Genomic DNA, 23417 nt, shown 5'->3' with positions numbered 1-23417 from the left:
CTTGTCCCGCCCCCCGGGTCAACGGCTCAACGCCGTCGGCCGGTCGCCATCGCCACCACCGCCGCCCCGGTCGCCACGATGATCGCATCCTCGATCAGACCGCTCTTCGTCTGCCCGATCCGCTTCATCGCCTTTTTCCGCCCGGCCAGCCCCAGATAGGCCAGCGGAACCGCCGTCCCCACCGCAAGCGCCGCGCCCAGCTTCTCACGCCCGCGCGGAGCCAGGGCCGAGCCCGCGATCCCCGCGCTCATCACCCGCGCCAGCAGGCCCAGAAAGACCGTCCGGTCCGGCGCCGACTTCATCTTGTCGCCGAACAGCTCGCCTGCGCCCATGGCCAGACCGCCGAACTTGAACAGCGGATGATCCAGCAGCAGCAACCGCCCCGGCGTCTTCCGGTGCGCCAGCCGGGCCCCGGCTATGGCCGCCATGGGCGTCATGGACCGGGCGCTGGCGACGGCGCCGATGAGGACGGAGGGGACAAGGGCGAGGGCTTTCATCTCCGCTGAACACGCGCCGGATCGGAAGGTTCAGCCGGATCATTCCCGCCTCGACCGCATTCCTCCTCAGGGACACCCGCCGAGGCCGCCCATGAGGTTCCCGTGAGCTATCGCCGCTTCGCCGCCATGATCGGGGTCTCCACCCTCGTCATGTACGGCCTGATGTATCTGAACACCTATCAGATCGACCACGTCCGTTTCAGCGAGACGCGGCTCTACATGGCCCTGCTGATGGGGGCGGTCATGGCCGCCATCATGATGGGCTTCATGTGGTCGATGTACGAAAGGCCGCGGATCAAACAGATGATCCTCGCCGGCGCCGTCGTCGTCTTCGCCGGCTCCCTGTGGCTGGTCCGCAGCCAGGCCACCGTCGGCGATGTCGCCTATATGAAGGCCATGATCCCGCACCACTCCATCGCCATCATGACCAGCGAACGCGCCCATATCCGCGATCCTCGCGTCCGCGAACTGGCGGACGAGATCATCGAGGCCCAGGTGCGCGAGATCGATGAGATGAACGATCTGGTCGCCGATCTGTCCCGGAATCCCCCGCCCCGCGACGCGCCTGACCTGCCGGCCCGCTCTCCCGCCCCTTGACCCCCCGCCCCCGGCGTGGCCTGTGCGCCGCCTGATGAAGACCGCCGATTTCGACTTCGACCTGCCCGAGGACCGCATCGCCCTGCGGCCCGCCGATCCACGCGATTCCGCCCGCCTGCTGGTGGTGAAGGACGGCGCCCTGGACGACCGGATCATCCGCGACCTGCCCGACTTTCTTCAGCCGGGCGACGCCCTGGTCTTCAACGACACCCGCGTCATCCCCGCCCGCCTGTCCGGCGTCCGCACCCGTCCCGGCCCCGAGGGAGAGACCCTGACCGTCGCCGTCGAGGCCACGCTTCACCATCGCGACGCCCCCGACGTCTGGTCCGCCTTCATGAAGCCCGGCAAGCGGATCAAGCCGGGCGACCGCATTCGCTTCGGACAGGGAGCCGACGCCGCCTGTGACCTGGGCCGTCTCGACGCCACGGTCACGGCCAAGGGCGACGACGGCCTGATCACCCTGAAGTTCGACCTGTCCGGCCCGGCCCTGGACGACGCGATCCGCGCCGTCGGCGTCATGCCCCTGCCCCCCTATATCGCCGCCAAACGGCCCGAGGACGACCGCGACCGCTCGGACTATCAGACCGTCTTCGCCGAACACGACGGCTCGGTCGCCGCCCCCACGGCGGGCCTGCACTTCACCCCCGCCCTGCTCGACGCGATCCGCGCCCGGGGCGTCTCGACCCACGCCGTCACCCTGCACGTCGGCGCCGGCACCTTCCTGCCGGTCAAGGTCGAGGATGTCGCTGAACACCGGATGCACAGCGAATGGGGCGAGGTCTCGCCCGAGACCGCCGCCGCCCTGAACGCCGTCCACGCCGCCGGCGGCCGCATCGTCTGCGTCGGCACCACCTCGCTGCGCCTGCTGGAATCCGCTGCGACCGAGACCGGCGAAATCCGCCCCTTCCACGGCGACACCGCCATCTTCATCACCCCCGGCTACCGTTTCCGCGCCGTGGACGTGCTGATGACCAACTTCCACCTGCCCAAATCGACCCTCTTCATGCTGGTCAGCGCCTTCGCCGGTCCGGAGACGATGAAGGCCGCCTACGCCCACGCCGTCGACAACGGCTACCGCTTCTACTCCTACGGCGACGGCTCCTTGCTGTTCCGGGCCTGAAAACCCCACGCCGCCGGCGCGAACCTTCTGCTGAGGCGGATCGAACCGCTTGTCCTGTGGCCTTCCGGCGCGCGAACCCTTAAATGCCGTCCTCTGACGAAAGAGACTTCCGTGACGCCTGACGACGCCGAGCTTGATCTGCCGCAAGAGCTCCGCGACGGCCTGATCGCCGTCGGAGAGGCCGCGCGCGACCTGGACCAGCCCTGGTGGATTTTCGGCGGGGCGGCGATGGCGCTTTACGGCCTGACCGACATCCATGTGCCGGACATCGACGTCCTGTGCGCCCCGCGCGACGCCCGCGCCCTGCTTGCCGCCTTGGGCGGCCAGATCGTGCCCGACCCCGGCGAGGGTCTGTTCCGCTCCGCCGTCTTCGGCCGCGCGCATGATCAGTCGATCCTGATCGAGGTCATGGCCGGGCTGGAGGTGCGCGACGGCGGCGACTGGGCGGACGTCCAGTTCGGGTCGCGCCGGCCGGTGTTTATCGACGACACCCCCCTGTTTGTCCCCGATATCCGGGACCACATCGCCCTGTACCGCCTTTTCGGCCGTCCCAAGGATTTGGCGCGCGTCGAACAGCTTGAACGACTGATCGCCTGAATGCCCTTTCCTTTTGACATTGCGGCCGTCGAAGGCCGCGCGCGCACCGGCGTGCTGAAAACCGCCCGCGGCGAGATCCGCACCCCCGCCTTCATGCCGGTGGGCACCGCCGCCACGGTCAAGGCCCTGACGGTGGACCAGGTCAAGGCGACCGGCGCCGACATCATCCTGGGCAACACCTATCACCTGATGCTGCGCCCCGGCCCGGAGCGGATGGAACGTCTGGGCGGCCTCCACAGATTCATGGGTTGGGACAGGCCGATCCTGACCGACAGCGGCGGTTTCCAGGTCATGTCCCTGGCCGGCATATCGAAGGTCAAGGAGGAGGCCGTAACCTTCTCCTCCCACATCGACGGCTCCAAACACGTCCTGACCCCCGAACGCTCGATCGAGATCCAGTCCGACCGTATCGGCGCCGACATTTCGATGCAGTTGGACCAGTGCGTCGCCTATCCGGCCGAGAAGGACGCGGCGCGAAAGGCCATGGAGCTGTCGATCCGCTGGGGCGCCCGCTCCAAGGCCCGGTTCGGCGAGCGCGAAAACCAGGCCCTTTTCGGCATCCAGCAGGGCTCGACCTTTGAGGATCTGCGCCGCCAGTCGTCCGAACAGCTTCAGGACATCGGCTTCGACGGCTACGCCATCGGCGGCTTGGCTGTGGGCGAGGGCCACCAGGCCATGTGCGAGGTGCTGGACTACGCCCCCGAATTCCTGCCCGCCGACCGCCCCCGCTATCTGATGGGGGTCGGCAAGCCCATCGATCTGGTCGAGGCCGTATATCGCGGCGTGGACATGTTCGACTGCGTCCTGCCCACCCGCGCCGGCCGCCACGGCCAGGCCTGGACCTGGGACGGCCCGTTGAACCTGAAGAACGCCCGCTTCGCCGAGGACCAGGATCCGCTGGATCCCTCCATCCCCTGCCCGGCCTCCTCCGCCTATTCAAAGGCCTATCTGCACCACCTGATCCGCGCCGACGAAATCCTCGGCAAGGTCCTGCTCAGCTGGCACAATATCGCCTTCTACCAGGCTCTGACCGCCGCCATGCGCGCCGCCATCGCCGAAGGCCGCTTCGAAGCCTTCCGCCGCGACTTCCACGCGCGGCACGTGTCGAACGGATAAGCTCCTACCGTCTCGGGCGGAACCAGCTCGGCGCCGCCGGCGGGGCGCAGTTCCTCTGCATGCCGATCCCCTTCAGAAAGGCGCGCCGCATCCGCCCCGCCTGTATGGCCGACTGCACATGGCGGCTGTGCTGTTCCGCCCCGCTCAGTCGACGAATCCAGCTGCGGCCCGGAATAAAGTCGGTCGTCGTGCCGCGAATGGCGTCCAGCGTCGCCTTGGCCGCCGCATCGGCCGCCTGTTCGCTGCGATAGGAACCGTCCTGGCGCGGCGGCTCGTCCGTGTCGGGCCCCAGGGCCTCGTCCAGCCGCGCCACCTCGGCGCCGATGGTGGTGCACTGGTTCAGATTGCGCAGATCATAGGGATTGGCCTCGGCCTGCAAGAGGACCGTCGGAATCAGCTGGCGACGCAGATTGAAGTCCTCCAGCGGCGCGGTGACCGCGTCTCCCAGCCCCGCGCCCACCTGCTCGGCCCCGCTCATGGCGGAACGACCGGCGTTGCAGCCGGCCAGCACGAGAAGGGCGGCGAGGACAGGCCACTGGATCAGCTTCATGCGGCCCTTAGACCACGGATGCCGCTCCGATCAAAACCCCTGGATGGATTCCCGCGCCATCAGCATGGCCCCATCCAGCCCGGCGTGTCCGCGCTCGGCCGCAACCAGATAGCCGCCCTCTCCCATCACGAGCGCCGCGCCATAGCCGTTGACCCAGCGCCGCGCCGCCGCCTCGACCTCGGCGATCAGGCCGGGCGTCGACATCACGCCGCCGCCCATGACGATCCGGTCGGGCGCCCAGGCGAAAACCAAGCCGGCGATCATCTGGCCCAGATAGTCCGTGACCACGGCCCGCACCGCATCCACTTCTTCCAGCCGACGCCCCGCCAGCCGCACCTGCACCGCCGGTCCCGCCGCCAGCCCCTCCACACAGTCAGCATGAAAAGGGCAGGCGCTGACCTGGGCATCGCCCGAGAGGCGCTGGACGAACAGATGGCCGATCTCGGGATGGAGTGCGCCTTTCAGGGTCTGGCCGTCCACACACAGCCCGCCGCCGATCCCGCTGCCGACGGTGACATAGGCCACAGCCCGCGCCCCGCGCCCCGCGCCCAGTCGCGCCTCCGCGACGGCGGCGGCGTTGACGTCGGTGTCCACGACGAAAGGGGTGTTCAGCCGCTCCGCCAGGGTCTTCGCCAGATTGAACCCGGTCCAGCCCGGCTTGGGCGTCGCCAGCATCAGGCCGCGGTCCTGCGAGGCCGGATCGACGACCAGGGGGCCAAAACTGGCCACGCCCAGCCCCGAGACCGCCCTGTCGCCCGTCGCGGCGATCAGGGCCTCGACCGCCGCCTCGGGCGCGCCAGTCGCAAACCGTCCCTGATCCAGCACCGCGCCGGCCGCATCCTCGACCCGCCACACGATCTTGGTCCCGCCGGTTTCGACGGCGAAGAAGACGGGCTGGGACATGGGGAGGCTCCTCCGAAGGGAGAAATGGTACGTCCTCTCGGGCTCGAACCGAGGACCCTCTGATTAAAAGTCAGATGCTCTAACCAACTGAGCTAAGGACGCAGCCAACACAAACAACGACTTAAGACACCGACTGTATAGTCGGTTTGTCATCGGTTTGTGGAGCGGGTTTCTGGTTCATTCTCGACAAGAGGTCAAGGGCGACCGCGTCGCTCGACACATATTTCGTTAGAAGGGCGTCAACGGCGGACTCCGACCATCCCATGATCGTCGCAATATCGCGCTTCGGGGAGCCGGATATGAATAGGCGGGTCGCGGCTGTCCCCCGGAGGTCGTGGAAGCGCAGTCCGGTGATTCCAGCTTCCGCCTTGGCCTTCGCAAACATCGTCTTGAACCCGCTGGGGGTCCAAGGCTCTCCCCGGCTATTGGTCAGCACCGTGAGAGCCCGCACGGGCATGGCCTTGATCAGCGCCTTGGCGCTCAGCGTCAGCGGCACGACGACCTGCCGCTTGCGCTTGCTGGTCTTCCAGACGATGGCCTGGGCCGTGAGCGCGGATCGTGGAAGCTCCAGCAGGTCGCCCATCCGAAGGCCGGTCTCTGCCGCCAACTGGACGGCCCAGCCGACTTCCCTGGATGCCTTGGAGACAATGGCAGCTATGTCTTCGTCAGACCAGATCGCGTCCGATCGGTCAGCTTCGTGAAGGCGCTCAACATCATCGGTCGGCCTGGCGCTGGCGAGCCCTCGACCCCGCGCCCATTTGAACAAGCGCCCAACGGTCTGAATGGCGTAGTCGGCGGCGCGGGGGCGGTCGGCCCATTGGTCGCGCCACTCCAGAAGTTCGGTCTTGGCCCGCTCGCTTGCAAAGGCGTTGACGGGCAGATCCCCGAACTCGGCATCGAACGCCTTGAGGTATCGGGTGTACTCGACCTGACTGCTTCGGCTTATCTTCGCCCATTCTGGGGAGGCCTTGAAGGCGTAGATCAGGCCCTTGACGAAGCGTTTGTCGTCAGTCCTGCGGATCGGGGCGCGGGCCTCTTCGATCTTCGCGGCCGTACCGCTTCGACCCAGCTCCAGCTCCATGAGGCGATTGGCTGCGACAAGGCTTCCGGCTTCAACGCGGGCGACCAGGGGGCCGCCCCTGAAGGCATAGGCGTAGATGGCGACGCGGCCTCCGCTAAGCCGCTTCGTCGCCTTGTGAAGTCCGGTCAGCCTTGCGCGCACGATACCTGTCCCAGGCTTGTTCTGACGCATCTGCGCCCGTGTTGTCGTTGGAGGTCAAGACCCGGAACCCGCCATCGGGCGCCATTTCAACGCCGGTGATCGTCAGGCCCAGCTTTTTCAGGCTGCGGATCGTCTTGCTGACGGATGGCTTCTGCGTCATCCCCCCTCTCCCTTCCCATTGCGGGCGAGGAAGGCGCGGGCGGCTCGGTAGATCAGCGCTCGGGCCTCGTCCTCTTCCATCCATCCGGCGCCATAGGGCCCGTCGTCCCATTCCTCTTCCATGTAGAAGCCATCGCGCGGAATACCCTTGGCTGGGTCTTCAAGTACGAATCCGCCGCCTATCTCAATGCTCCAATGCTCGCCCCGTGCTCGGAAGTAGAAGGGCTCGCCAGCAATTGTTCCATAGCCCTGTACGGGGCAGTTTCCGCCAATGCCGGTGATAGACACCGGCAAATCGAAATCCGCCAGCTTCTCCAGCGCGTCTAGGTCGATGACCTTTTTGTTGTCGTCAACAATATGGTTTGTCATTTCGCATCTCTCATTGCGTCGGCGGCCGATTTGAGAAACGCCTGCGCCATCACAAGCCAGATCATCCCAGGACTGTCGTCTACGGCCTTTTGAGCCTGTCCGGCCTCGACCATTTCAGGGGTGGCGTCCAGCGGGAGAGACTGGAGCTCATCAGCAAGCCGCCGATCGTTCTCGTTCAGCTTGCCCCAAAGGGCTTGCATGTCTGGAGTGACGCTCACTTCTGCGTCTCCGCCCATACGCGGGAGGGGATCGCAGGCGTCATTCCGCTGAAGCCGCATCTGCAACGCATCCGGCCGGGCGACGCCTTCACCATCACGGAGCCGGGCTTCGTGCTGAACGGGCTGAAATGCCTGTGCCTGAACACCGACTATGATCCGGCGACAGGCGTGGTGCGGGTATCGTTCGTCTGTGAGACGGACGCCAAATATCCGTTTGCCCTGGGGCAAGACCCGACCCCGCCCGAACCGCAAGTGCTGGAGCCGGTTGACCCTCGCTACGTCACCCCTCCTCAGCCGGGCGACTGGACGCTTGCCGCATCGACCCTGACGGAAAGCGGCACACAGGTTCCGATCCTCTTAGTCACGGGATCGGTCGAGAACCCTACTGCCGAGGCCGTCGTCTTCGCCTATCGGCCCTATGGTGTGGGAGCCGAATGGACTCCGGTCGGTCAAGACGACCCCAACACGATCAAGCGTGAGATCGGCGGGGCCATCACCCCAGGAACGCAGTACGAGGTCTCAGTCACCTATCGGCGGGGCAACAACTTCTCCGATCCGTTGGTTTTGAGCCCAGTCACGGCCGGCGAACTCACGACGCCGCCCACGCCCGACTCAGTGAACGGTAGTATCCACGTCATCAAGAACACGGTCGTTCCCAGCGCCTCTTCCTACGTCGCCGCGAATGTCGAGGGATCGGGAACGACGCGGGTCCGAGTTGCCGAACTGATATACACCTCATCCGGGTCTAAGCTGGTCCTTCGCTTCAACGCCCTGGTCGATTGGCGTCATGAGCCGTCTGGATCATTCACGCTCTACACTGAGGTCAGACGTCAGACGGTTTCTGGCGTTGGCGACATCCAGATCCTTCAAGAGAACATGGCCGCCCCCGGCGATACGGCCGATGGAATCACGGCGAAATGGCCGATCGACCTTGAGGACACTCCATCGGCCGGATCGTACCGCTACTACGTCGAGATGTGGTCCACGGCCAGCAACATGACGGCCCAGAACACGCGCAGCCGGTTCATGTCGATCACTGAGCAGAGGACGAATACCTGATGATCTTCCGCATCGTAGAAGAAGCGACCGGGCGCATCGTCATGAGCGTGGACTGTGACCAGGACACGGCGCGCCTGTACCTCAAACCTGGTCAAGTCCTGATGACGGGCGCTTCAGCCTTGATGATCGACGAAACCAAAATCGAAGTCGTCGATGGCGTCACGACCCGCAAGCCGGGCGTGAACGACGAACGAACAATAGCCGGCGAAGGCGAAATCCTGACCCGAGTTGAATTGGCCTAGAGCCGCCCCTCACTTCCGAGGAATCCTAGCATGATCACACCAGGCCGCCTGGACCTCACGGTCCAGCGATGGACGCCGTTCGTCTATCCGATCGACTTCGAAGGGCTCGACTTCACCGGCGCCACCATGGCCATGCAGGTGCGCCTCTATCGAGATGCGCCCGGCGATCCTCTGATCGATCTAGCAAACGCTGCGTCGAACGCCGAGGGGCTGTCTGTGTCGGTTGCGACCGTCGAAGGCGTCACCGTCTCGACCGTCCAAATCCGCATCAACAAGACCACCATCCAGGACTTGCTGCTGAACGCAGGCAAGCCCGGCGATGACGCCCGCCTTGTCTATGACCTCCACATCACAGGCGGCGGCATCATCGAGACCCGCTGGTTCGAGGGCGATCTCATCATTCATGCAGGAGTCACCCGATAATGGCCCAAGCTATTGTGAAGGTCGTTGACGGCCGCGCTGTCGTCCGTTTCTCCGGTCCCGAAACTATCGCGACCATGCTTGCTGAGGCGCAGACAGCCGCGATCCTAGCCCAGGCCGCCAGTGCAGACGCTGACGAGGCGAGAGATGAGGCCGTGGCGGCTACCGCCAACAAGGCCGACATCGACGGCGAGAACATTACAGATACGGGCGCCTTCAGGAGCGCAATCCAAGCTGCACGAGCCATCTACCTCCCCGGAGGCACGAACGTTTCTTCCGTTCTTCAGGCGGCTTTTGACGCCGCGAGCGATGGTGACGTTCTCCAGCTCGTTCCCATTGCCGGGGCAGATGTTTTTCTCAACTCCGCGGTCACGCTCAGCAAGCGCATAACCATCATCACCCAAGCCTCGTTCGGCGTCGTCGGCGCTATAGCGGGCATTGCGATGACAGCCGTTGGAGCGGTTTGGCAAGGAGGGCGCTTCTTCGGCAACCGCACTTCAGGCCAGGTCGGGATTCGCAACTCCGGTAGCTTGAATGCTGTCCGGGACGTGGCGTTTGAACTCCTCGACAAGGGCATCCATCAGCCCGCTTCGTCCGGCTACATGAACGTCTATGACCGGTGCCGAGCCCGCAACAATGTGACCGCGCACCTCCACCTTGAGGACGGTGTTGGTCCGCGCGTTCTCGGCTGCTTTGGCGACACGGACGGCGCTTGGTACTCAGGCTCTTACGTCTCGCCTACGGATGGAGCAATTTGGCTTCAGACTGAGGGCGCCATTTTCATCGGCAACGACTTCATTCATTCCGGGGGCTTGAAAATCGAAGCGTCGTCGGCTCGGTCGATTGAGTGGCTTCTGTCCGTTTCCAACTATTGGGACAGCACGAACAGCGGTCCCGGCATTCACATCATCAACAATCAGGCGTCTCGTTATATCCGAGGTCTGTTCTTTGCCCAGGAGTGGAGCGCCACAGGACACAAAGGGATCAAGGTCGAGGGTACGGGCGATATCGACGGAATCTATCTCAGCGCCCCGACATTCCACAACAACGTCTTTGAAGCCGTTGACCTTCAGGCCGGGAAGAACATCTTCATTTCCGACCCTGCGTTCCTAGGGAACAACGGCACAGTTCCGTCAGGTTGGGGCATCACCAAGACGGTTTCGGCGTCGTCAGTCGTCGTCAACACCGCCGGGCGCGTCCGTATCAACAACGGACAGATTGACGGTCAGGGTATGCGATGGAACACGACGCCTGAATATCAGGTGTATGCCGGCCCGAACGCCCGTGATCTCGTCGTCAATGGGACTGACATCGGAAGCCAAGTCGTAGTGTCGAAGGTCTATATCGACGCCTCCGCGTCCGGCGTTCGGTTCATCAACTGCCCCGGCCTTGTCGGCTATAATCGAGGAAAGGCGACGGTCGCCAATGGCACGACTTCTGTCACGGTGACGCACGGCCTGTCGTTCACGCCGCAGGACAAAGACATTTTCGTCACCCCCCATACGGGCTGGGGATCGACGACCAAATGGTGGATTGACGACGTGACCTCGACCACGTTCAAGATTGTGGTGGACGCCAATCCTGGGCTTGGATTTGAGTTCAGTTGGCAGGCATGGGGCGGCGATCTCTGATCACTATGCCGTCGGCGTCAGCATCAGATCCACATGGGTGACGTTTCGGCTCATATAGTCGGCCCAGACCTGCATTAACCGATCAGTGGTCGTCGTTTCCTGGCTCATGTCCCGGTGGAGGATCGTGATCTGATAGTCTGAAAAGAGGGTCCAGAACGTCTCTGCGTCCACATCGCAACCATGGCGCATGAAGACCGGCGAGAACTCCAGGAACACAACAGGGCGTTGGCTGATCAAACGGCTGGCGCCTTTGAGGGCGGCGAACTCTCGCCCTTCGATGTCGATCTTTATGACGTCCGCCTCCTCGACTAAGGCGTCTAGCGTCGTTGAAAAGACCACATCGATTTGACTGATCGTATCAGGCGTGATTGCGATTTCGCGCAGGGTCTTGTTGCTGTGCTGGCTTCGATGGAACGTCGCCATCCCGGTTCGGTCTGAAGCCGAGACGGGAAAAATGGTGATGTTGTCGGCCCCGTTCATGGTGGCGTTTGACGTGCCCCTGAGTTTTCATCCAGCGGCGACCAGAGTCCTTGGGTTAGTTACGCCTCGTAGCGTGGGGTGAGCAACAGGCCGAGCCGCGCAGCTTTCATCCTGCGCAGCGGGTCGGCCTGTTGCGGTCAGACTGGCGGCAAAGGCCTCCGGGGTGAGGTAGCCGATCGACGAGTGCGGCCGGCGGGTATTGTAGTCCAGCGCCCAGGCAGCGACCTTCTGGCGGGCGTGATCCAGACTAAAGAACAGGCTCTCGTTGAGCAGTTCGTCGCGCATCCGGCCGTTGAAGGATTCCACAAACCCGTTCTGGGTCGGCTTGCCGGGCGCGATGTAGTGCCAGTCGACGCCATGATCCTGCGCCCAGGCCAGGATGGCCGTGGACGTGAATTCCGTGCCGTTGTCGCTGACGATCATGGCGGGACGGCCCCGTCGAGCGATCAGCGCTGTCAGCTCGCGCGCGACGCGGCGTCCCGAGATCGAGGTGTCGGGGATCGCCGCCAGGCACTCGCGGGTGACGTCGTCGACCACGTTGAGAATGCGGAAGCGGCGGCCCGTGGCGAACTGGTCGTGCACAAAGTCCAGCGACCAGCGGGCGTTCGGCCTTGCCTCGATCAGGATCGGCGCCCGCGTGCCGATGGCTCGACGACGGGAGCGGCGCTTGCGCACCGTCAGACCTTCCTCGCGGTAGAGCCGGTAGATCCGGTTCTTGCCCGAAGGCTCGCCTTCACGTCGCAGCAGCACGAACAGCCGGCGATAGCCGAACCGTCGCCGCTCGACAGCCAGGGCGCGCAGCCGCTCCCGCAGCGCCGTGTCTGGCGGGCGGCAAGAGCGATAGCGCACCGATTTGCGGTCGGCCTTGATGATGGAGCAGGCCCGCCGCTCGCTGACGCCGAACGTCGCCTTCACATGGGCGACGGCTTGGCGCATCGCCGCGGGCCCTACCACTTTTTTGAGAGCAGATCGTTCAGCGCCGCCTTGTCGAGCATGGCGTCGGCCAGCAGGCGCTTCAGCTTTCCGTTCTCATCTTCCAGGGCGCGCAGGCGCTGGGCGTCCGACACGCTCATCCCGCCGAACTTGGCTTTCCAGGCGTAGATCGTGCCCTCCGACACGCCGTGCTTGCGCGCCAACTCGCCCGCTTTGGCACCGGCCTCGTTCTCCCGCAGGATCCCGATGATCTGCTCTTCCGTGAATCTCGCTCGTTTCATTCCGTCCGTCCTTTCAAGGGCCGGACTCTAGCTCCGCGTGGAGGAAATTCTCAGGGGCACGTCACTCAGCATTCATCTTCACCGTTCAGATGGTGAGCCTCGCCTCACCGGGAGGGCTTCGCCTTGGAAGTGCTGTTGTTCGTCGCCTGCGCTCTTGGCGCACTGTTCACGGCGGGCGTTTCCGCCGTCGTCATCCTAACCGCGCCTTTGCCGCGCATCCCGCCCGAACCCAACGACCGATCCTAGCGCAAGGCCAAGACGCATGAGCATTCCCCTGTCCATCGGACTTGTCGCGCTGGCTGTCACTCTATTTGTCCATACGGCAGGGTTTTCGTTTTGGCTCGGCAGCATGTCGCAGCGGATCAAAAAGCTTGAGGATGCTTCTAGCGGCGATGAGACTCTGAACAGGACTGTCATTGAGCTGAAGGTTAAGATGGATCACCTCGAAACCATGACCGAAAAGCTTGGCGCATCCATGGAAGGCGTTCATCGCCAACTCGGCAACCTCGCCATGGGCCGGGTCGGGCGCGGCGTCGAGTTTCCGGCGGAATAGACATGACCGACATTCTAACCCGCATCACGGCCATGGTGGGCGATTTGGCGCGTCCGCTCGCCATCATCGCCTCATCGTTCGCGGCGGCTTGGGCGACGGTCGTGATCGCCTACAGGGTTGAGAACGGAAACGATGGTGCAATCTTCATCGGCGCTGTCTTTGCCGGGGTCGGCGCTCTCTACATCGGCAAGGCGTGGGAAATCGCCAAGACGGGCAAACAGTCCGCAGAGGTCGAGATCGCCAAGACCCAGGCCACTGAACGCCAGGGCTAAGCCCCTTCACACAATCTGGAGAATGACCATGCTCGACGCCCGTCGATTGCAAGAGCGCCTTGCCGTGTCCGTTGACGGCATTATAGGCGCCAACACCCTCCGCGCCTTGTTCGCCCGCATGGGGGCCTCAGCTTCCATCGCTGGAGAGCTTGGCCTCGCCGCGAACGTCCATTTTCGAACCTACGGCATTCTCGACAGCGGCCTTCGCCTCGCTCACTTCATGGGTCAATGCGCTCATGAGAGCGGCGGATTCCGGTACATGGAAGAGATCGCCAGCGGCCAAGCCTATGAGGGCCGCAAAGACCTCGGCAATGTCATTGCCGGCGACGGGAAGCGATACAAGGGCCGGGGGCCGATCCAGCTAACCGGCCGGTCGAACTATCGCCGCGTCGGGCGCAAGATCGGCATCGACCTTGAGGGACACCCCGAAATCGTCTCGCACCCGTCCTTGGGCCTGTTGGTCGGCTGCGTCTATTGGGACGAACGCGGCCTGAACGCCAAGGCCGACGCCGACGATCTGATGGGCCTGACGCGCGCCATCAACGGCGGAACGAATGGCCTGGAGGACAGGAAGGCCCAAACCGCCAAGGCCAAGAGCATCATCCTATGATCGCCTTCGTCTTCCTCCAGCGCATCGCCCGATCCATCCCCCCGACCGGCTGGATCATCATGGCGGTGATCGCCGCCTTTCTCCTCTCACTCGGATATTGCTCTCACAGGGCCGTACAGGCCGAAAGAGCCCGTCAGGCTGTCGAGGCAGCCAAGACGGAACGAAGGGCCTCCAGCGCGCGGGAAACCGCGTCTGTCGAGCGCCTGAACGACACCCTCACAATCCAAGACCGGCAAAAGGAAAGAGACCATGCCGCGCAAGCCCTCCCTGATGGCGTCCCTGATGATCGCGAGTTTCGGCGTCGCTGTCGCCAGTTGCGAGACGCAGGGCGTAGCCTTCCCGCCTGCGACAGACTTGCGGATCCAGGCTAAGCCGGTTCCCCCGGATGATGTTCTGACCTCGCGCATCGCAGGCGAGCAGCACGACAACGCGGTTGAAGCTTGGGGGGAGACCGGCTGGGCTCAAATCTCCCGCCTTTGCCGGTTCTTCGACGCGATGGGAATGGAGGGGCTTGATTGTCCGCCGCCGCCTCGACCGCCGCGACCGGGATAGGAGAGCCACATGGCGACCGAAACCATCTAGCGTCGAGCCCATGGCTCCGCATTCGAAGGCCGCTCCGGTTCGCCGGGGCGGCCTTTTGTCGTTTCAGCCCCATAAGTCGGCGCCGGCGGTGGTCGCCACTTTCCCATGTCCAACCACCATCCGAGGGCATAGAGCCGAGCCCTCTCTGCGGCGCTGTAGTCCCACCAGGCTGCGTCCCGATCTGTGATCGTGTCCAGCGACTTAGGCCAGACCGAGGTCATGTCGATGAACCGGACCCGGCCAGGACACCCAGGCACACGGCAGGACGGACGTCGGTTGGCTAGGGTGTAGTCCCCGCCCTTTGCCCTGGCGATGGCGTGGAGATCAGCCTGGGCGCTGTGACTGAGGGGCGCCGGGCGTCGCCGGTGCCGGAAGGCGCGGCCGTCGTGCAGCCTGTGACCGAGGAAGAGCGCGAGGGCCTGCGGCTGTTCCTGACCTGGATCGCCGAGGTGGTCAGCATCGGCGAAGAAAACGCCGACCGGGCGGATGAGGCCAGATTACGGGCGTGTGGCCCCCCGCCGCAGCCGGGCTAAAGCAGGACCGTCGGCTTATCGAAGTCGCCGAACATCTTGTTGCCCGGCTGATAAAGCGATGGCTCACTGATCGGACGAATCCAGCCGTCGTCGTCGAGCGATTTCACTTCGGCGTCCTGAGGCAGCTTCCCGAGTTCAGCGATAAGTTCGGCGACAGTCATGCTGAGGCTTCTACCACAATCAGCGTCGAGCCCCTAGGCTCCGCTATCGAGGCCCGCTCTCTTCGGAGGGCGGGCCTTTTGTCGTTTCTGGCCCTCGCCAGCGTCCGTCGACCATGCGGTAGCCCAGCGGTATGAGACGCGCCCGCTCAGCCTCGGTATAGGCGAACAAGGCTTCGGTCCCGATGTCGTCCAGCTTCTTGGGCCATGCCGAGGAGAGGTCCTGAAAATAGACCCGGCCGGGGCATCCAGGTATCTTGCAGAGCGGGCGGCGGTTGATCAGGGTCACCGTCCCGCCCTTGGCGCGAGCGATGGCCTTCAGATCGACCTCTCCGCTGTGGCCATGGCCTACCTCACAGAACCACTTCACCCGCGCGCCGCGCTCGATCATGGCGTGAACGGTCTCGTGCATCGCTCGTCTCGATCTGCGCCACCGACCGGACAAATGGCCCCTACGCCTGGCCTGATATTATCGCAATGTTCGGCGTCTCGCGGTTTGCTATTGCTCCACAAGCAACTGAATTCACTAGGGTTAGATCAACGCCGGTTTGTGGAAATAGTGCAATAAAATCAATCTGACATCGTGATTAAAAGTCAGATGCTCTAACCAACTGAGCTAAGGACGCACCGCGCGACGTTCGGGCCTGGCCCAAACCGTCGAAGGGCGCCTTCTGTTGCAATCCGCCCTTCCGGTCAAGACCGGGTCTGCTACTCAATGCATATGAAACCGCTGAACGGACTTCGCATCCTCGAATTCGACGGACTGGGGCCCGTCACCTTCGCGGCCATGATGCTGGCCGACATGGGGGCCGAGGTGCTGCGCCTCACCCGCTCGGAAGCGGCGGGTTCGGCCGTCTTTTCCGAGGTGGGCGGCGCCGTCCTTCATCGCAATCGCGCCGCCGTGCCGGTCGATCTGAAGTCTGCGTCGGACCGGCGCGGGGTTCTGAGCCTGGTCGAGTCCGCCGACGCCGTGATCGAGGGTTTTCGTCCCGGCGTCATGGAACGTCTGGGCTATGGTCCGGCCGATCTGCTGGGCCGAAACCCCGCCCTCGTGTTCGGGCGGATCACGGGTTGGGGACAGAGCGGCCCCTTGGCCCAGGCCGTCGGACACGATCTGAACTACATCGGACTGACCGGTCTGCTTCACGCCATGGGGTCGCCGGACCGACCGCCGACGCCGCCCTTGAATCTGGTCGGCGACTACGGCGGCGGGGCGATGATGCTGGTCGTCGGCGTTCTGGCGGCCCTGCTGGAGGTCCGAACCACCGGGCGCGGACGCGTCGTGGACGCCGCCATGACGGACGGGACCGCCCTGCTGGGCGGCCTGTTCCACGCCCTGCGCGCCCAGGGCTTGTGGAACGACCGCCGCGGCTCCAACCTTCTGGACGGCGGCGCGCCCTTCTATCGGTGTTACATCTGCCGGGACGGCGGCTATGTGGCGGTCGCGGCGCTGGAGCCCCGCTTCTATCTCGCCCTGCTCTCGGGTCTGGGGATCGACCCCGCCGAAGCGCCTCAGTACGACACCTTCGCATGGTCGGATCTCCATCTTCGCTTCGCCGCCCTGTTCGCCGCCCGGAACCGTGACGACTGGGCGGAGCATTTCGCGGGGACGGAGGCCTGCGTCACCCCCGTGCTGAGCCTGGGCGAGGCGCCGGCTCATCCGCACAATCAAGCCCGTGGGACATTCGAAGACGGCGCCCCGGCCCCGGCGCCCCGCTTCGACGACCAGCCCTCTACGGTCGCAAATCCGCCGCCCCTTCCGCTCGACGCGGCCATACTGCGCTGGGGGGGCTGCGAACCCAGATGACCGAAGGCGTTTTCGGCGCTATGGAACGGAGCCGCGCGACAGACGTTGCAGAACCAACCCAGGGGAACCGCTTTTCATGAGACGCTCGATCTTCATTCTGGCCGCGACAGCGCTGGCCGCGTCCGCATTGGCGGGCTGTGAGGATCGCCAGTCTCGGCCCGAAGACGGCTACCAGCCCCCCGTTGAACAACCCGCCGAGACCGACGAGGCCGCCGGCGAGCCAGTCGTCGCCCCTGAAGTGACCGATCCCGCGCCCACGCCGCCTGAGGAGACCCCGCCGCCGCCGCAAGAGCGGACCTCGGAACAGTCGGTTCAGCCCGAAAGCGAAACCCTGTTCTACTGACGGGCCTTGTCCCTCCCTCCTGCGGTCGGATAGGGGCTAACCTAAGTGCTTGAAAGGGCGTGCCGAGGCGCCGATCCGGAGGCCGTGATCTTGACGAAAGCTGTAGTTTGACGATCCGGCCCGCCCTGTTTCTCACCGCATTGACGACCTGCAGCCTTCTCGCCCAGGCCGCCGCCGCAGATCCCCGCGCACAAATCCGCGGCGAGGTCGACACCGAGCTGCGCCGCATGTTGGAGCGGGCCATCGGCGAGGTGGACGCCCCCCCCGAAAGCCGGTTCGAAGCGCGGCGCCGCGCGCGCAGCGCCATGTCGGCGGCCGAGGCCCTGCTGCGGTCGGAAGCCTATTATCAGCCGGTGCTCGAAGACATCGTCGAAGGCGAAGAGCGGCCGACCGCCATCGTTTCGGTCGAGCCGGGTCGCCGCTTCGTGCTGACCCCGCCGACCATCAGCTGGATCGACCCCGCCCCCGACGCCGAGGCGACCGAGGACGCCAGGGCCGCGATCGGGTTGAAGGCCGGCGATCCGGGCCGAGCGGTCGATGTGATCGCGGCGGAAGGGCGGATCGTCGCGCGCCTGGTGCGGGACGGCTATGCGGACGCCAAGGCCGATCCCCGCCGCGTCGTGGTGGATCACGCCGCCTTCACCGTCGCGCCCGAATACCGCATCGTATCGGGCCGGCCGGTCCTGTTGGACGGCGTCCTGATGCCGCGGTCGGGGCGCACCAATCAAGCCTGGGTCGCCGCCCTGGCGCCGTGGCGGGAAGGCGACCGGTATGACCCGGACAAGGTCGGCGAACTTGAGCGCCGCCTGTTGGACACCGGCGTCTATGACGGTGTGGGCGTCGCCCTCGCGCCGCCGGAACAGACTACCGCCGAAGGGCTGCGTCCCGTGATCGTGACGCTCCAGGACCGGCCCCGCCGCGTGCTGGAGGCCGGCGCCACCTGGGCCACCAAGGAAGGCGCCGGGGTGGACTTCATCTGGACCCGCTACAATCGGTTCGGCCGGGCCGACACCTTGTCGCTTGAGACCCGGTTCGCCCGGCTGGACAGCCGCATCGGCGCCGATCTGTCCCTGCCTCACTGGCGCAAGCCCGGCCGCACCCTGAAACTGAGCGGGGGCGTGGTGAAGGAGGACACCGACGCCTATGAACGCACCGCCCTGGTGCTGGCGGCCGAGTTGCAACAGCGGATCGGCCGGACCTCCTACTTCAACTACGGCATCGGCCTGGACGCGGGTCAGTACCGCGAGAACCGATACGACTATGCGTCCGTCCCCCCTAGGGCGGTCAGCTTCGACCGGGATTTGGCGATCGTGACCGGCCGCACCAGCGCCTATATAGACAACTCCAACGATCCTTTGAATCCCACGCGGGGATGGCGCGTGACCGCCTCGGCCCAGCCGACGGCCGTGGCCGGGGAGGACACGGTCCTTTTCCTGCGTAATGAGGCCCAGGCGACCGCCTATCTGCCGCTGCAAGATCAGGCGCGCACCGTACTGGCCGGTCGCCTTCGCCTCGGCGCCATCATCGGCGGGGGTGAGCTGAGCGTGCCGTCGGACCGTCTGTTCTACTCCGGCGGCGGCGGGTCGGTGCGGGGCTATTCCTACCAGGGGGTCAATCCGCAACTGCCGGATCAGACCCCGCGCGGCGGTCTGTCGCTGTTCGAAACCTCGCTGGAAGTACGTCACGACATCGGTCAGAGCTTCCAGGCTGTGGCCTTCGTCGACGCCGGCGCCGTGGGTTTTCAAGAGACGCCGAACCTCAGCAACATGCGCTACGGCGCGGGCGTCGGGGTTCGTTATAAGCTGCCGTTCGGCCCCATCCGCGCCGACGTCGCCATCCCCCTGGACAAGCGCGAAGGCGACTCGGCCTTCCAGATCTACATCAGCATCGGGCAGGCGTTTTGACCCAAGAGCCGCCCGAACAAGCGCCTGAAGCCGCGCCCGAAGAAACCGCCGCCCAGGTGCGCCGCAAGCGCAGCCTGCCACAGCTGATCGCCCTGATCGCCGGTGGAATAGTCGGCGGCGTACTGGTCCTGGCGCTGATCGCCCTGATCGGCGGTCGGATGTACATCGTCTCGGATGCCGGACGAGAACTGGTGTCGGGCTTTGTCCAGGGTCAGAAGATCAGCCGTTACGGCCGGATCAACGTCTATGGGCTGAAGGGCGATTTGTTCGACGACTTCACCCTGGAGCGGGTCACGGTCACGGACCGCGAGGGGGTCTGGCTGGACGCCCGAAACGTCAGGGTCGACTGGTCCTACTGGCCCCTGGTCACGCGGCGGTTTCACGCCACGGAGATCAGCGCCGATGTGATCCGACTGATCCGCCGCCCCATTCTGGACGCGCCGAGCGGCGAGCCCGGCGGCCCCCAGCCGATCGACGTCGATATCGACAAGTTCTCGGCGCGGGTCGAACTGCTGGAAGGTTTTTCCAAGGAATACGGGCGCTGGGATCTGTCGGGAATGGTCGACCTGCCGCGTCGCGGGGCCAAACACGCCGAGCTGAAGGCCGACAGTCTGAATCGCCCCGGCGATCTTTTGCGCCTGGCGGCGACCTTCGGCGGCAAGCTGGAGGACACGCGCGTCGATCTGCGCGCCAAGGAGGCCCAGGGCGGCCCCCTGGCCGGCGCCCTGGGCTATTCGCCGGACGAACCCTTTTCGGCCGTTGCGGTCGTGAACGCCGACCTGGTGCGGGCCAAGGTTCAGACCGGCCGCTTCGTCCCGCTGACGGTGGACGGACGGTTCGGCGAGGCCGGGTCTCGGGTCTCGGGCTATTTCGATTTCAGCGGCTCGGACCTGTTCGCCCCCTTCGTCGAACGGGTCGGGCGCACGGCGCGGTTCGGCTTCGCCATGGTCCCGGCCAAGGACAAGGCCTTCCAGGGCGTGGGTTGGAAACTGATCTCCGACAACGTCGCCTCCGAAGCGCGGGGCGTCATCCGCATGTCCGACCGCAGTTCGCCCGACGGAATTCGACTGGACGTTCAGACCGCGTCCCTGAGCCGATTGACGGGTGCGGACGTCGCCGGCCCGGCCGCCTATTCCGGTCTGTTCAAGGGCGACGCCCAGACCTGGAGCCTGGAAGGCCAGGCGACCCTGTTGAACGCCAACCTGGCCAGCTACAGGGCGACGCGGATCGCAGGGCCGCTGAACCTGCAGGTCCGCGACGGACGGATGGATCTCGACGGCGACGTTCGGGCCTTCGGCGGTTCGACCCAGGGCCTGATCGGCGGCCTTCTGGGCGCGGCTCCGCGCGTTCAGCTGGAAGCCGCACGCATGAAGGACGGCGCCCTATTGCTGGAGAAGATCGATCTGGACGGCCAGGGGCTGTCGGTCGAAGGATCCGGCTCTCGCAATCTTCTGGGCGGCATGGGGTTCCGCGGCGATGTGCGGCTGACCGACGTTTCGCGCATCCGCCCCGGCGGCAAGGGGTCCTTCGGCGGATCCATTCGCGCCGCCTCGGCCAAGACGGGCGCGCCCTGGACCCTGAGTTTCGACGGCCGGGGCCGCGAGCTGAGCGTGGGCATGGACGAGTTGGACCGTCTTCTGGGCCGCACGCCGCGTCTCCAGCTGGACGGCAAGCTGAACGGCGGGCGGATCGAGGTGGATCGCGGCGAACTGACCGGCGCCGCCGGACGGGCCGGCGCCAAGGGGCTGATCGAAACGGACGGCCGCCTGCGGCTGGCCCTGGACTGGAACGCGCGCGGCCCCTTCGCCGCCGGTCCGGTCGAAATCGCCGGCGACATGAACGGACAAGGCGCCCTGACCGGAACCCTGTCTCAGCCGCGCGTCGATCTGACCGCAGGGTTCGACCGGGTCACGGCCGGCGGACTGATCCTGACCAACGCCGACCTGATCCTGAGCTTCCGCAAGGGCGCGGACGCCTCGGACGGCCGGATCACGATCACCAGCGGCTCCAACTACGGCCCGGCCCGCGCGTCGGGGAACTTCGCCCTGGGCGGCGACCGGATCAGGCTGAGCGATCTGGACGTCAACGCCGGCGGCGTCACGGCCCAGGGCGCCGTGGCCTTGTCGGACAACCTGCCTTCCAGCGCGGACCTGACCTTCACGGCGCGCGCCGGCGCCTTCCTGACCTCCGGCGAAGCCAACGGGCGGGTCCGCCTGACCGAGGGCGGCGGCTCCGACAGCGCCATCCTGGACGTCAGCGGGCGAAACGTCCGTCTGTCCGGCCAAAGCTGGGTCATTCGCACCGTCGATCTGGACGGCCGCGGAACCCTGAACAATCTGCCCTTCACCCTGGCCCTGGACGTCGGCGGCGGCACGCCCGCCCAGTTCAATGGCACCGGCGTCTATGCGCGACGCGGCGACGCCCAGACCGTGAGTTTGCGGGGCGGCGGCCGGGTCCGCGAGGTGGCCTTCACCACCCGAACCCCCGCCACCTTGACTCTGAACGGCGCGGAACGGGCCGCCCACCTCGACCTCGGCGTCGGAGGCGGGGTCCTGATGGCGGACCTGCGTCAGGATTCGCGGATCGCCGTCATCCAGGCCGACCTGACCAGCGTCGATCTCCAGACCATTTCCCCGGATCTGCGCGGTCGCGCGACGGGCCGGGTCTCTCTGCGCGGCGCCGGGGACGATCTGTCCGGTTCGGCCAACGTCACCTTGCAGGACGTCCGCAGCATCGACGCCCCGCGCGGCCTGGCGGTCGACGGCCGTCTGGACGCCACCCTGATCAACAACAGCCTGACGGTGAAGGCCGTCGCCTCGGACGAGGACGCCGTTCAGGCGGCCGCAGACATCACCTTGCCGGTCGAAGCCTCAGCGGCGCCGCTGCGGCTGGCGATTGCCCGCCAGCGCCCGATGTCCGGCAATGTCTCGATCAATGGACAGATTCAGCCGATCTGGGATCTGTTCCTGGGCGGTGACCGCACCTTGGCGGGCCAGGTGGACGGCCGAGCGACGATCGCCGGCACCCTGGCGTCTCCGCGTCTGAACGGCCGGTTCGACCTGTCGCAAGGCTCCTATCGCGAGAAGTCGGTGGGGCTGGTTTTGGGCGACCTCAATCTGAGGACGCGGTTCGACGACACCACGGCCTTGATCGAAGCCTTCAGCGCCAATGACACGGCGGGCGGCACGGTGAACGGCCAGGGTCGGATCGGACTGCGCGAAGGCTCGGGCTCGACCGCCCAGCTGAACCTGACCCGCTTCCGCGTCATCGACAACGACATAGGCGAGGCCCGCGCCACCGGCCCCGTGACCATCGTCCGCGGCCAGGACGGCAACATCCAGCTGTCGGGTCAGATCAATGTCGATGAAGCGCGGATCGAGCCGGAGGTGCCCGGTTCCACCGGCATCGTCTCCATGGACGTGGTCGAGATCAACCGGCCCGGCGGAGACGACCAGGAAGCCGAGGTGCGCCGGCGCGGCCCTCAGATCGGCCTGGACATCGCCCTGCGCTCCAGCGGGGGCAAGGTGCGGGTCAGCGGCCGCGGCCTGAACGTGGTGCTGGACGTCAACGCCCGGGTGCGCGGCACTGTGGCCCAACCCCAGCTGACCGGCACGGCCAATGTGGTGCGCGGCGACTATGAGTTCGCCGGCAAGCGCTTCGTCTTCGACGAATCCGGCCGCGTCACCCTGTCCACCGACCCGGAGGACATCCGCCTGAACCTGTCGGCGACGCGAGAGGACGCGGCCCTGACCGCCACCATCAATGTCACCGGCACGGCGGCCCAGCCGAAGATCGCCCTGACCTCCACCCCCGCCCTGCCCCAGGACGAAATCCTGTCCCAGGTGCTGTTCGGCCGGTCGGCCGCCCAGTTGTCGCCGTTCGAGGCGGCGCAGTTGGCGGCGGGGGTTGCGGCCCTGGCGGGCGGCGGCGGCTTCGACGTCATCGGCAATCTGCGCGAACTGGCGGGGCTGGACCGGCTGTCCTTCGGCGGACAGGCCAGCGCCCTGACGGTGGCGGGCGGCCGCTACATCACCGACGACGTCTATCTGGAGGTCATCGGCGGCGGTGAGGGCGGGGCGGCGGTCAAGGTGGAGTGGCAACCGCGCCGGAATCTGGCGATCAGCTCCCAGTTCGGCGGCCAGGGCGAAACCAGCCTGTCGATCCGCTGGCGTCGGGAAAGCCGCGACCCCGGGCAACGCGCCGACCGGCGCCCGAACCGGTAATCTGTCGGCTCGACCTTCACCTTTGGACGCGCGGCGTC

The 23417-nt window shown here is 65.8% G+C and carries 26 protein-coding genes and 1 tRNA gene; 16 read left to right on the top strand and 11 right to left on the bottom strand.

The annotated features are described in order from the left end of the window. Positions 1-26: 26 nt before the first annotated feature. Entirely contained in the window at positions 27-497 is a 471-nt protein-coding gene (locus BSP_RS07505) for a hypothetical protein (protein WP_054765194.1), read from the bottom strand. Between the two features lie 102 nt (positions 498-599). Between BSP_RS07505 and BSP_RS07500 the strand changes: the two genes are divergently transcribed. From BSP_RS07500 to tgt, 4 genes are all read left to right on the top strand, one after another. Further along, positions 600-1094: a DUF305 domain-containing protein gene (locus BSP_RS07500; protein ID WP_054765193.1), complete on the top strand. Its 495-nt coding sequence runs from the start codon at positions 600-602 to the stop codon at positions 1092-1094. Positions 1095-1128: 34 nt separating this feature from the next. Continuing rightward, on the top strand, positions 1129-2214 hold the full coding sequence (gene queA / locus BSP_RS07495) for a tRNA preQ1(34) S-adenosylmethionine ribosyltransferase-isomerase QueA (protein ID WP_054766874.1): 1086 nt from the start codon (positions 1129-1131) through the stop codon (positions 2212-2214). A gap of 111 nt (positions 2215-2325) precedes the next feature. After that, complete coding sequence (locus BSP_RS07490; RefSeq protein ID WP_152949813.1) at positions 2326-2811, top strand: hypothetical protein; 486 nt, start codon at positions 2326-2328, stop codon at positions 2809-2811. Beyond that, a complete protein-coding gene (gene tgt / locus BSP_RS07485; protein ID WP_054765191.1) occupies positions 2812-3927 on the top strand; it encodes a tRNA guanosine(34) transglycosylase Tgt in 1116 nt (371 codons plus the stop codon). It begins immediately after the preceding gene. A gap of 4 nt (positions 3928-3931) precedes the next feature. On the opposite strand, the gene BSP_RS07480 is transcribed toward tgt, so the two are convergent. From BSP_RS07480 to BSP_RS07455, 6 genes are all read right to left on the bottom strand, one after another. Beyond that, on the bottom strand, positions 3932-4477 hold the full coding sequence (locus tag BSP_RS07480; RefSeq protein WP_054765190.1) for a hypothetical protein: 546 nt from the start codon (positions 4475-4477) through the stop codon (positions 3932-3934). 30 nt (positions 4478-4507) lie between these two features. Then, on the bottom strand, positions 4508-5380 hold the full coding sequence (locus BSP_RS07475; protein WP_152949812.1) for an ROK family protein: 873 nt from the start codon (positions 5378-5380) through the stop codon (positions 4508-4510). Positions 5381-5405: 25 nt separating this feature from the next. Continuing rightward, a tRNA-Lys gene (locus BSP_RS07470) sits at positions 5406-5482 on the bottom strand. 19 nt (positions 5483-5501) lie between these two features. Next, positions 5502-6602, bottom strand: a complete 1101-nt coding sequence (locus tag BSP_RS07465) for a site-specific integrase (RefSeq protein WP_194167014.1) — start codon at positions 6600-6602, stop codon at positions 5502-5504. Next, positions 6556-6762: a hypothetical protein gene (locus BSP_RS07460; RefSeq protein WP_054765188.1), complete on the bottom strand. Its 207-nt coding sequence runs from the start codon at positions 6760-6762 to the stop codon at positions 6556-6558. The genes BSP_RS07465 and BSP_RS07460 overlap by 47 nt, the downstream gene beginning before the upstream one ends. Next, positions 6759-7130 carry a hypothetical protein gene (locus BSP_RS07455; protein WP_054765187.1) on the bottom strand — a complete coding sequence of 124 codons (372 nt, stop codon included), beginning with the start codon at positions 7128-7130 and terminating at the stop codon, positions 6759-6761. Before BSP_RS07455 ends, BSP_RS07460 begins: the two co-directional genes overlap by 4 nt. Between BSP_RS07455 and BSP_RS07450 the strand changes: the two genes are divergently transcribed. Genes BSP_RS07450 through BSP_RS07435 form a run of 4 tightly spaced genes read left to right on the top strand, consistent with a single transcriptional unit; the run spans position 7124 to position 10700 of the window. Continuing rightward, positions 7124-8407: a hypothetical protein gene (locus BSP_RS07450; RefSeq protein WP_152949811.1), complete on the top strand. Its 1284-nt coding sequence runs from the start codon at positions 7124-7126 to the stop codon at positions 8405-8407. The genes BSP_RS07455 and BSP_RS07450 overlap by 7 nt on opposite strands. Continuing rightward, positions 8407-8649 carry a hypothetical protein gene (locus BSP_RS07445; protein ID WP_152949810.1) on the top strand — a complete coding sequence of 81 codons (243 nt, stop codon included), beginning with the start codon at positions 8407-8409 and terminating at the stop codon, positions 8647-8649. The genes BSP_RS07450 and BSP_RS07445 overlap by 1 nt, the downstream gene beginning before the upstream one ends. Before the next feature lie 30 nt (positions 8650-8679). Continuing rightward, entirely contained in the window at positions 8680-9072 is a 393-nt protein-coding gene (locus BSP_RS07440) for a hypothetical protein (protein ID WP_152949809.1), read from the top strand. Next, positions 9072-10700 carry a hypothetical protein gene (locus BSP_RS07435; RefSeq protein WP_152949808.1) on the top strand — a complete coding sequence of 543 codons (1629 nt, stop codon included), beginning with the start codon at positions 9072-9074 and terminating at the stop codon, positions 10698-10700. Before BSP_RS07440 ends, BSP_RS07435 begins: the two co-directional genes overlap by 1 nt. 3 nt (positions 10701-10703) lie before the next feature. Here the strand turns inward: BSP_RS07435 and BSP_RS07430 are convergent, their stop codons facing one another. Together BSP_RS07430 and BSP_RS07425 are read right to left on the bottom strand one after the other, a co-directional pair. Beyond that, positions 10704-11180, bottom strand: coding sequence for an FkbM family methyltransferase (locus BSP_RS07430; RefSeq protein WP_152949807.1), 477 nt, complete (start codon positions 11178-11180; stop codon positions 10704-10706). Positions 11181-11207: 27 nt separating this feature from the next. Further along, positions 11208-12394 (bottom strand): IS3 family transposase gene (locus BSP_RS07425; protein WP_152948930.1). Its coding sequence is split into 2 segments (ribosomal slippage): positions 11208-12133 and positions 12133-12394, totalling 1188 coding nucleotides; the frame shifts between segments, so codons are not numbered across the junction. Between the two features lie 262 nt (positions 12395-12656). Between BSP_RS07425 and BSP_RS07420 the strand changes: the two genes are divergently transcribed. From BSP_RS07420 to BSP_RS07400, 4 genes are all read left to right on the top strand, one after another. Further along, on the top strand, positions 12657-12947 hold the full coding sequence (locus BSP_RS07420; protein ID WP_152949806.1) for a hypothetical protein: 291 nt from the start codon (positions 12657-12659) through the stop codon (positions 12945-12947). A 2-nt stretch (positions 12948-12949) separates the two neighbouring features. Continuing rightward, entirely contained in the window at positions 12950-13219 is a 270-nt protein-coding gene (locus tag BSP_RS07415; protein ID WP_152949805.1) for a hypothetical protein, read from the top strand. A gap of 28 nt (positions 13220-13247) precedes the next feature. After that, positions 13248-13829: a glycoside hydrolase family 19 protein gene (locus BSP_RS07410; protein WP_227976081.1), complete on the top strand. Its 582-nt coding sequence runs from the start codon at positions 13248-13250 to the stop codon at positions 13827-13829. Positions 13830-14728: 899 nt separating this feature from the next. Beyond that, the gene (locus BSP_RS07400) at positions 14729-14944 is read left to right on the top strand and encodes a hypothetical protein (RefSeq protein WP_152949802.1); all 216 of its coding nucleotides are present in this window, start codon (positions 14729-14731) and stop codon (positions 14942-14944) included. On the opposite strand, the gene BSP_RS07395 is transcribed toward BSP_RS07400, so the two are convergent. Then, positions 14941-15105 carry a hypothetical protein gene (locus BSP_RS07395; RefSeq protein ID WP_152949801.1) on the bottom strand — a complete coding sequence of 55 codons (165 nt, stop codon included), beginning with the start codon at positions 15103-15105 and terminating at the stop codon, positions 14941-14943. The two genes, BSP_RS07400 and BSP_RS07395, sit on opposite strands and share 4 nt — an antisense overlap. A 43-nt stretch (positions 15106-15148) precedes the next feature. Beyond that, the gene (locus BSP_RS07390; protein WP_152949800.1) at positions 15149-15514 is read right to left on the bottom strand and encodes a hypothetical protein; all 366 of its coding nucleotides are present in this window, start codon (positions 15512-15514) and stop codon (positions 15149-15151) included. 303 nt (positions 15515-15817) lie between these two features. Here BSP_RS07390 and BSP_RS07385 point away from each other — a divergent pair, with 303 nt between their 5' ends. From BSP_RS07385 to BSP_RS07370, 4 genes are all read left to right on the top strand, one after another. Continuing rightward, a complete protein-coding gene (locus tag BSP_RS07385) occupies positions 15818-16909 on the top strand; it encodes a CaiB/BaiF CoA-transferase family protein (protein ID WP_152949799.1) in 1092 nt (363 codons plus the stop codon). Between the two features lie 76 nt (positions 16910-16985). Continuing rightward, the gene (locus tag BSP_RS07380) at positions 16986-17252 is read left to right on the top strand and encodes a hypothetical protein (protein WP_054765130.1); all 267 of its coding nucleotides are present in this window, start codon (positions 16986-16988) and stop codon (positions 17250-17252) included. Between the two features lie 107 nt (positions 17253-17359). Next, positions 17360-19156 carry an autotransporter assembly complex family protein gene (locus BSP_RS07375; RefSeq protein ID WP_152949798.1) on the top strand — a complete coding sequence of 599 codons (1797 nt, stop codon included), beginning with the start codon at positions 17360-17362 and terminating at the stop codon, positions 19154-19156. Continuing rightward, positions 19153-23379: a translocation/assembly module TamB domain-containing protein gene (locus BSP_RS07370; RefSeq protein WP_152949797.1), complete on the top strand. Its 4227-nt coding sequence runs from the start codon at positions 19153-19155 to the stop codon at positions 23377-23379. The genes BSP_RS07375 and BSP_RS07370 overlap by 4 nt, the downstream gene beginning before the upstream one ends. The last annotated feature ends 38 nt before the right edge of the window (positions 23380-23417 follow it).

Source organism: Brevundimonas sp. Bb-A (genome assembly GCF_009394735.1).
GTDB lineage: Bacteria > Pseudomonadota > Alphaproteobacteria > Caulobacterales > Caulobacteraceae > Brevundimonas > Brevundimonas aurantiaca.
This window is presented reverse-complemented; position numbering and strand designations above follow the sequence as displayed.

Bases quoted from the DNA above. Each gene is read 5' to 3' on its own strand.
- BSP_RS07440 (WP_152949809.1), top strand. From the start codon at position 8,680: ATGATCACACCAGGCCGCCTGGACCTCACGGTCCAGCGATGGACGCCG.
- BSP_RS07395 (WP_152949801.1), bottom strand. From the start codon at position 15,105: ATGACTGTCGCCGAACTTATCGCTGAACTCGGGAAGCTGCCTCAGGAC.
- BSP_RS07410 (WP_227976081.1), top strand. From the start codon at position 13,248: ATGCTCGACGCCCGTCGATTGCAAGAGCGCCTTGCCGTGTCCGTTGAC.
- queA (WP_054766874.1), top strand. From the start codon at position 1,129: ATGAAGACCGCCGATTTCGACTTCGACCTGCCCGAGGACCGCATCGCC.
- BSP_RS07455 (WP_054765187.1), bottom strand. From the start codon at position 7,130: ATGACAAACCATATTGTTGACGACAACAAAAAGGTCATCGACCTAGAC.
- BSP_RS07445 (WP_152949810.1), top strand. From the start codon at position 8,407: ATGATCTTCCGCATCGTAGAAGAAGCGACCGGGCGCATCGTCATGAGC.
- BSP_RS07505 (WP_054765194.1), bottom strand. From the start codon at position 497: ATGAAAGCCCTCGCCCTTGTCCCCTCCGTCCTCATCGGCGCCGTCGCC.
- BSP_RS07435 (WP_152949808.1), top strand. From the start codon at position 9,072: ATGGCCCAAGCTATTGTGAAGGTCGTTGACGGCCGCGCTGTCGTCCGT.
- tgt (WP_054765191.1), top strand. From the start codon at position 2,812: ATGCCCTTTCCTTTTGACATTGCGGCCGTCGAAGGCCGCGCGCGCACC.
- BSP_RS07415 (WP_152949805.1), top strand. From the start codon at position 12,950: ATGACCGACATTCTAACCCGCATCACGGCCATGGTGGGCGATTTGGCG.
- BSP_RS07480 (WP_054765190.1), bottom strand. From the start codon at position 4,477: ATGAAGCTGATCCAGTGGCCTGTCCTCGCCGCCCTTCTCGTGCTGGCC.
- BSP_RS07380 (WP_054765130.1), top strand. From the start codon at position 16,986: ATGAGACGCTCGATCTTCATTCTGGCCGCGACAGCGCTGGCCGCGTCC.
- BSP_RS07475 (WP_152949812.1), bottom strand. From the start codon at position 5,380: ATGTCCCAGCCCGTCTTCTTCGCCGTCGAAACCGGCGGGACCAAGATC.
- BSP_RS07430 (WP_152949807.1), bottom strand. From the start codon at position 11,180: ATGAACGGGGCCGACAACATCACCATTTTTCCCGTCTCGGCTTCAGAC.
- BSP_RS07385 (WP_152949799.1), top strand. From the start codon at position 15,818: ATGCATATGAAACCGCTGAACGGACTTCGCATCCTCGAATTCGACGGA.
- BSP_RS07460 (WP_054765188.1), bottom strand. From the start codon at position 6,762: ATGACGCAGAAGCCATCCGTCAGCAAGACGATCCGCAGCCTGAAAAAG.
- BSP_RS07390 (WP_152949800.1), bottom strand. From the start codon at position 15,514: ATGCACGAGACCGTTCACGCCATGATCGAGCGCGGCGCGCGGGTGAAG.
- BSP_RS07420 (WP_152949806.1), top strand. From the start codon at position 12,657: ATGAGCATTCCCCTGTCCATCGGACTTGTCGCGCTGGCTGTCACTCTA.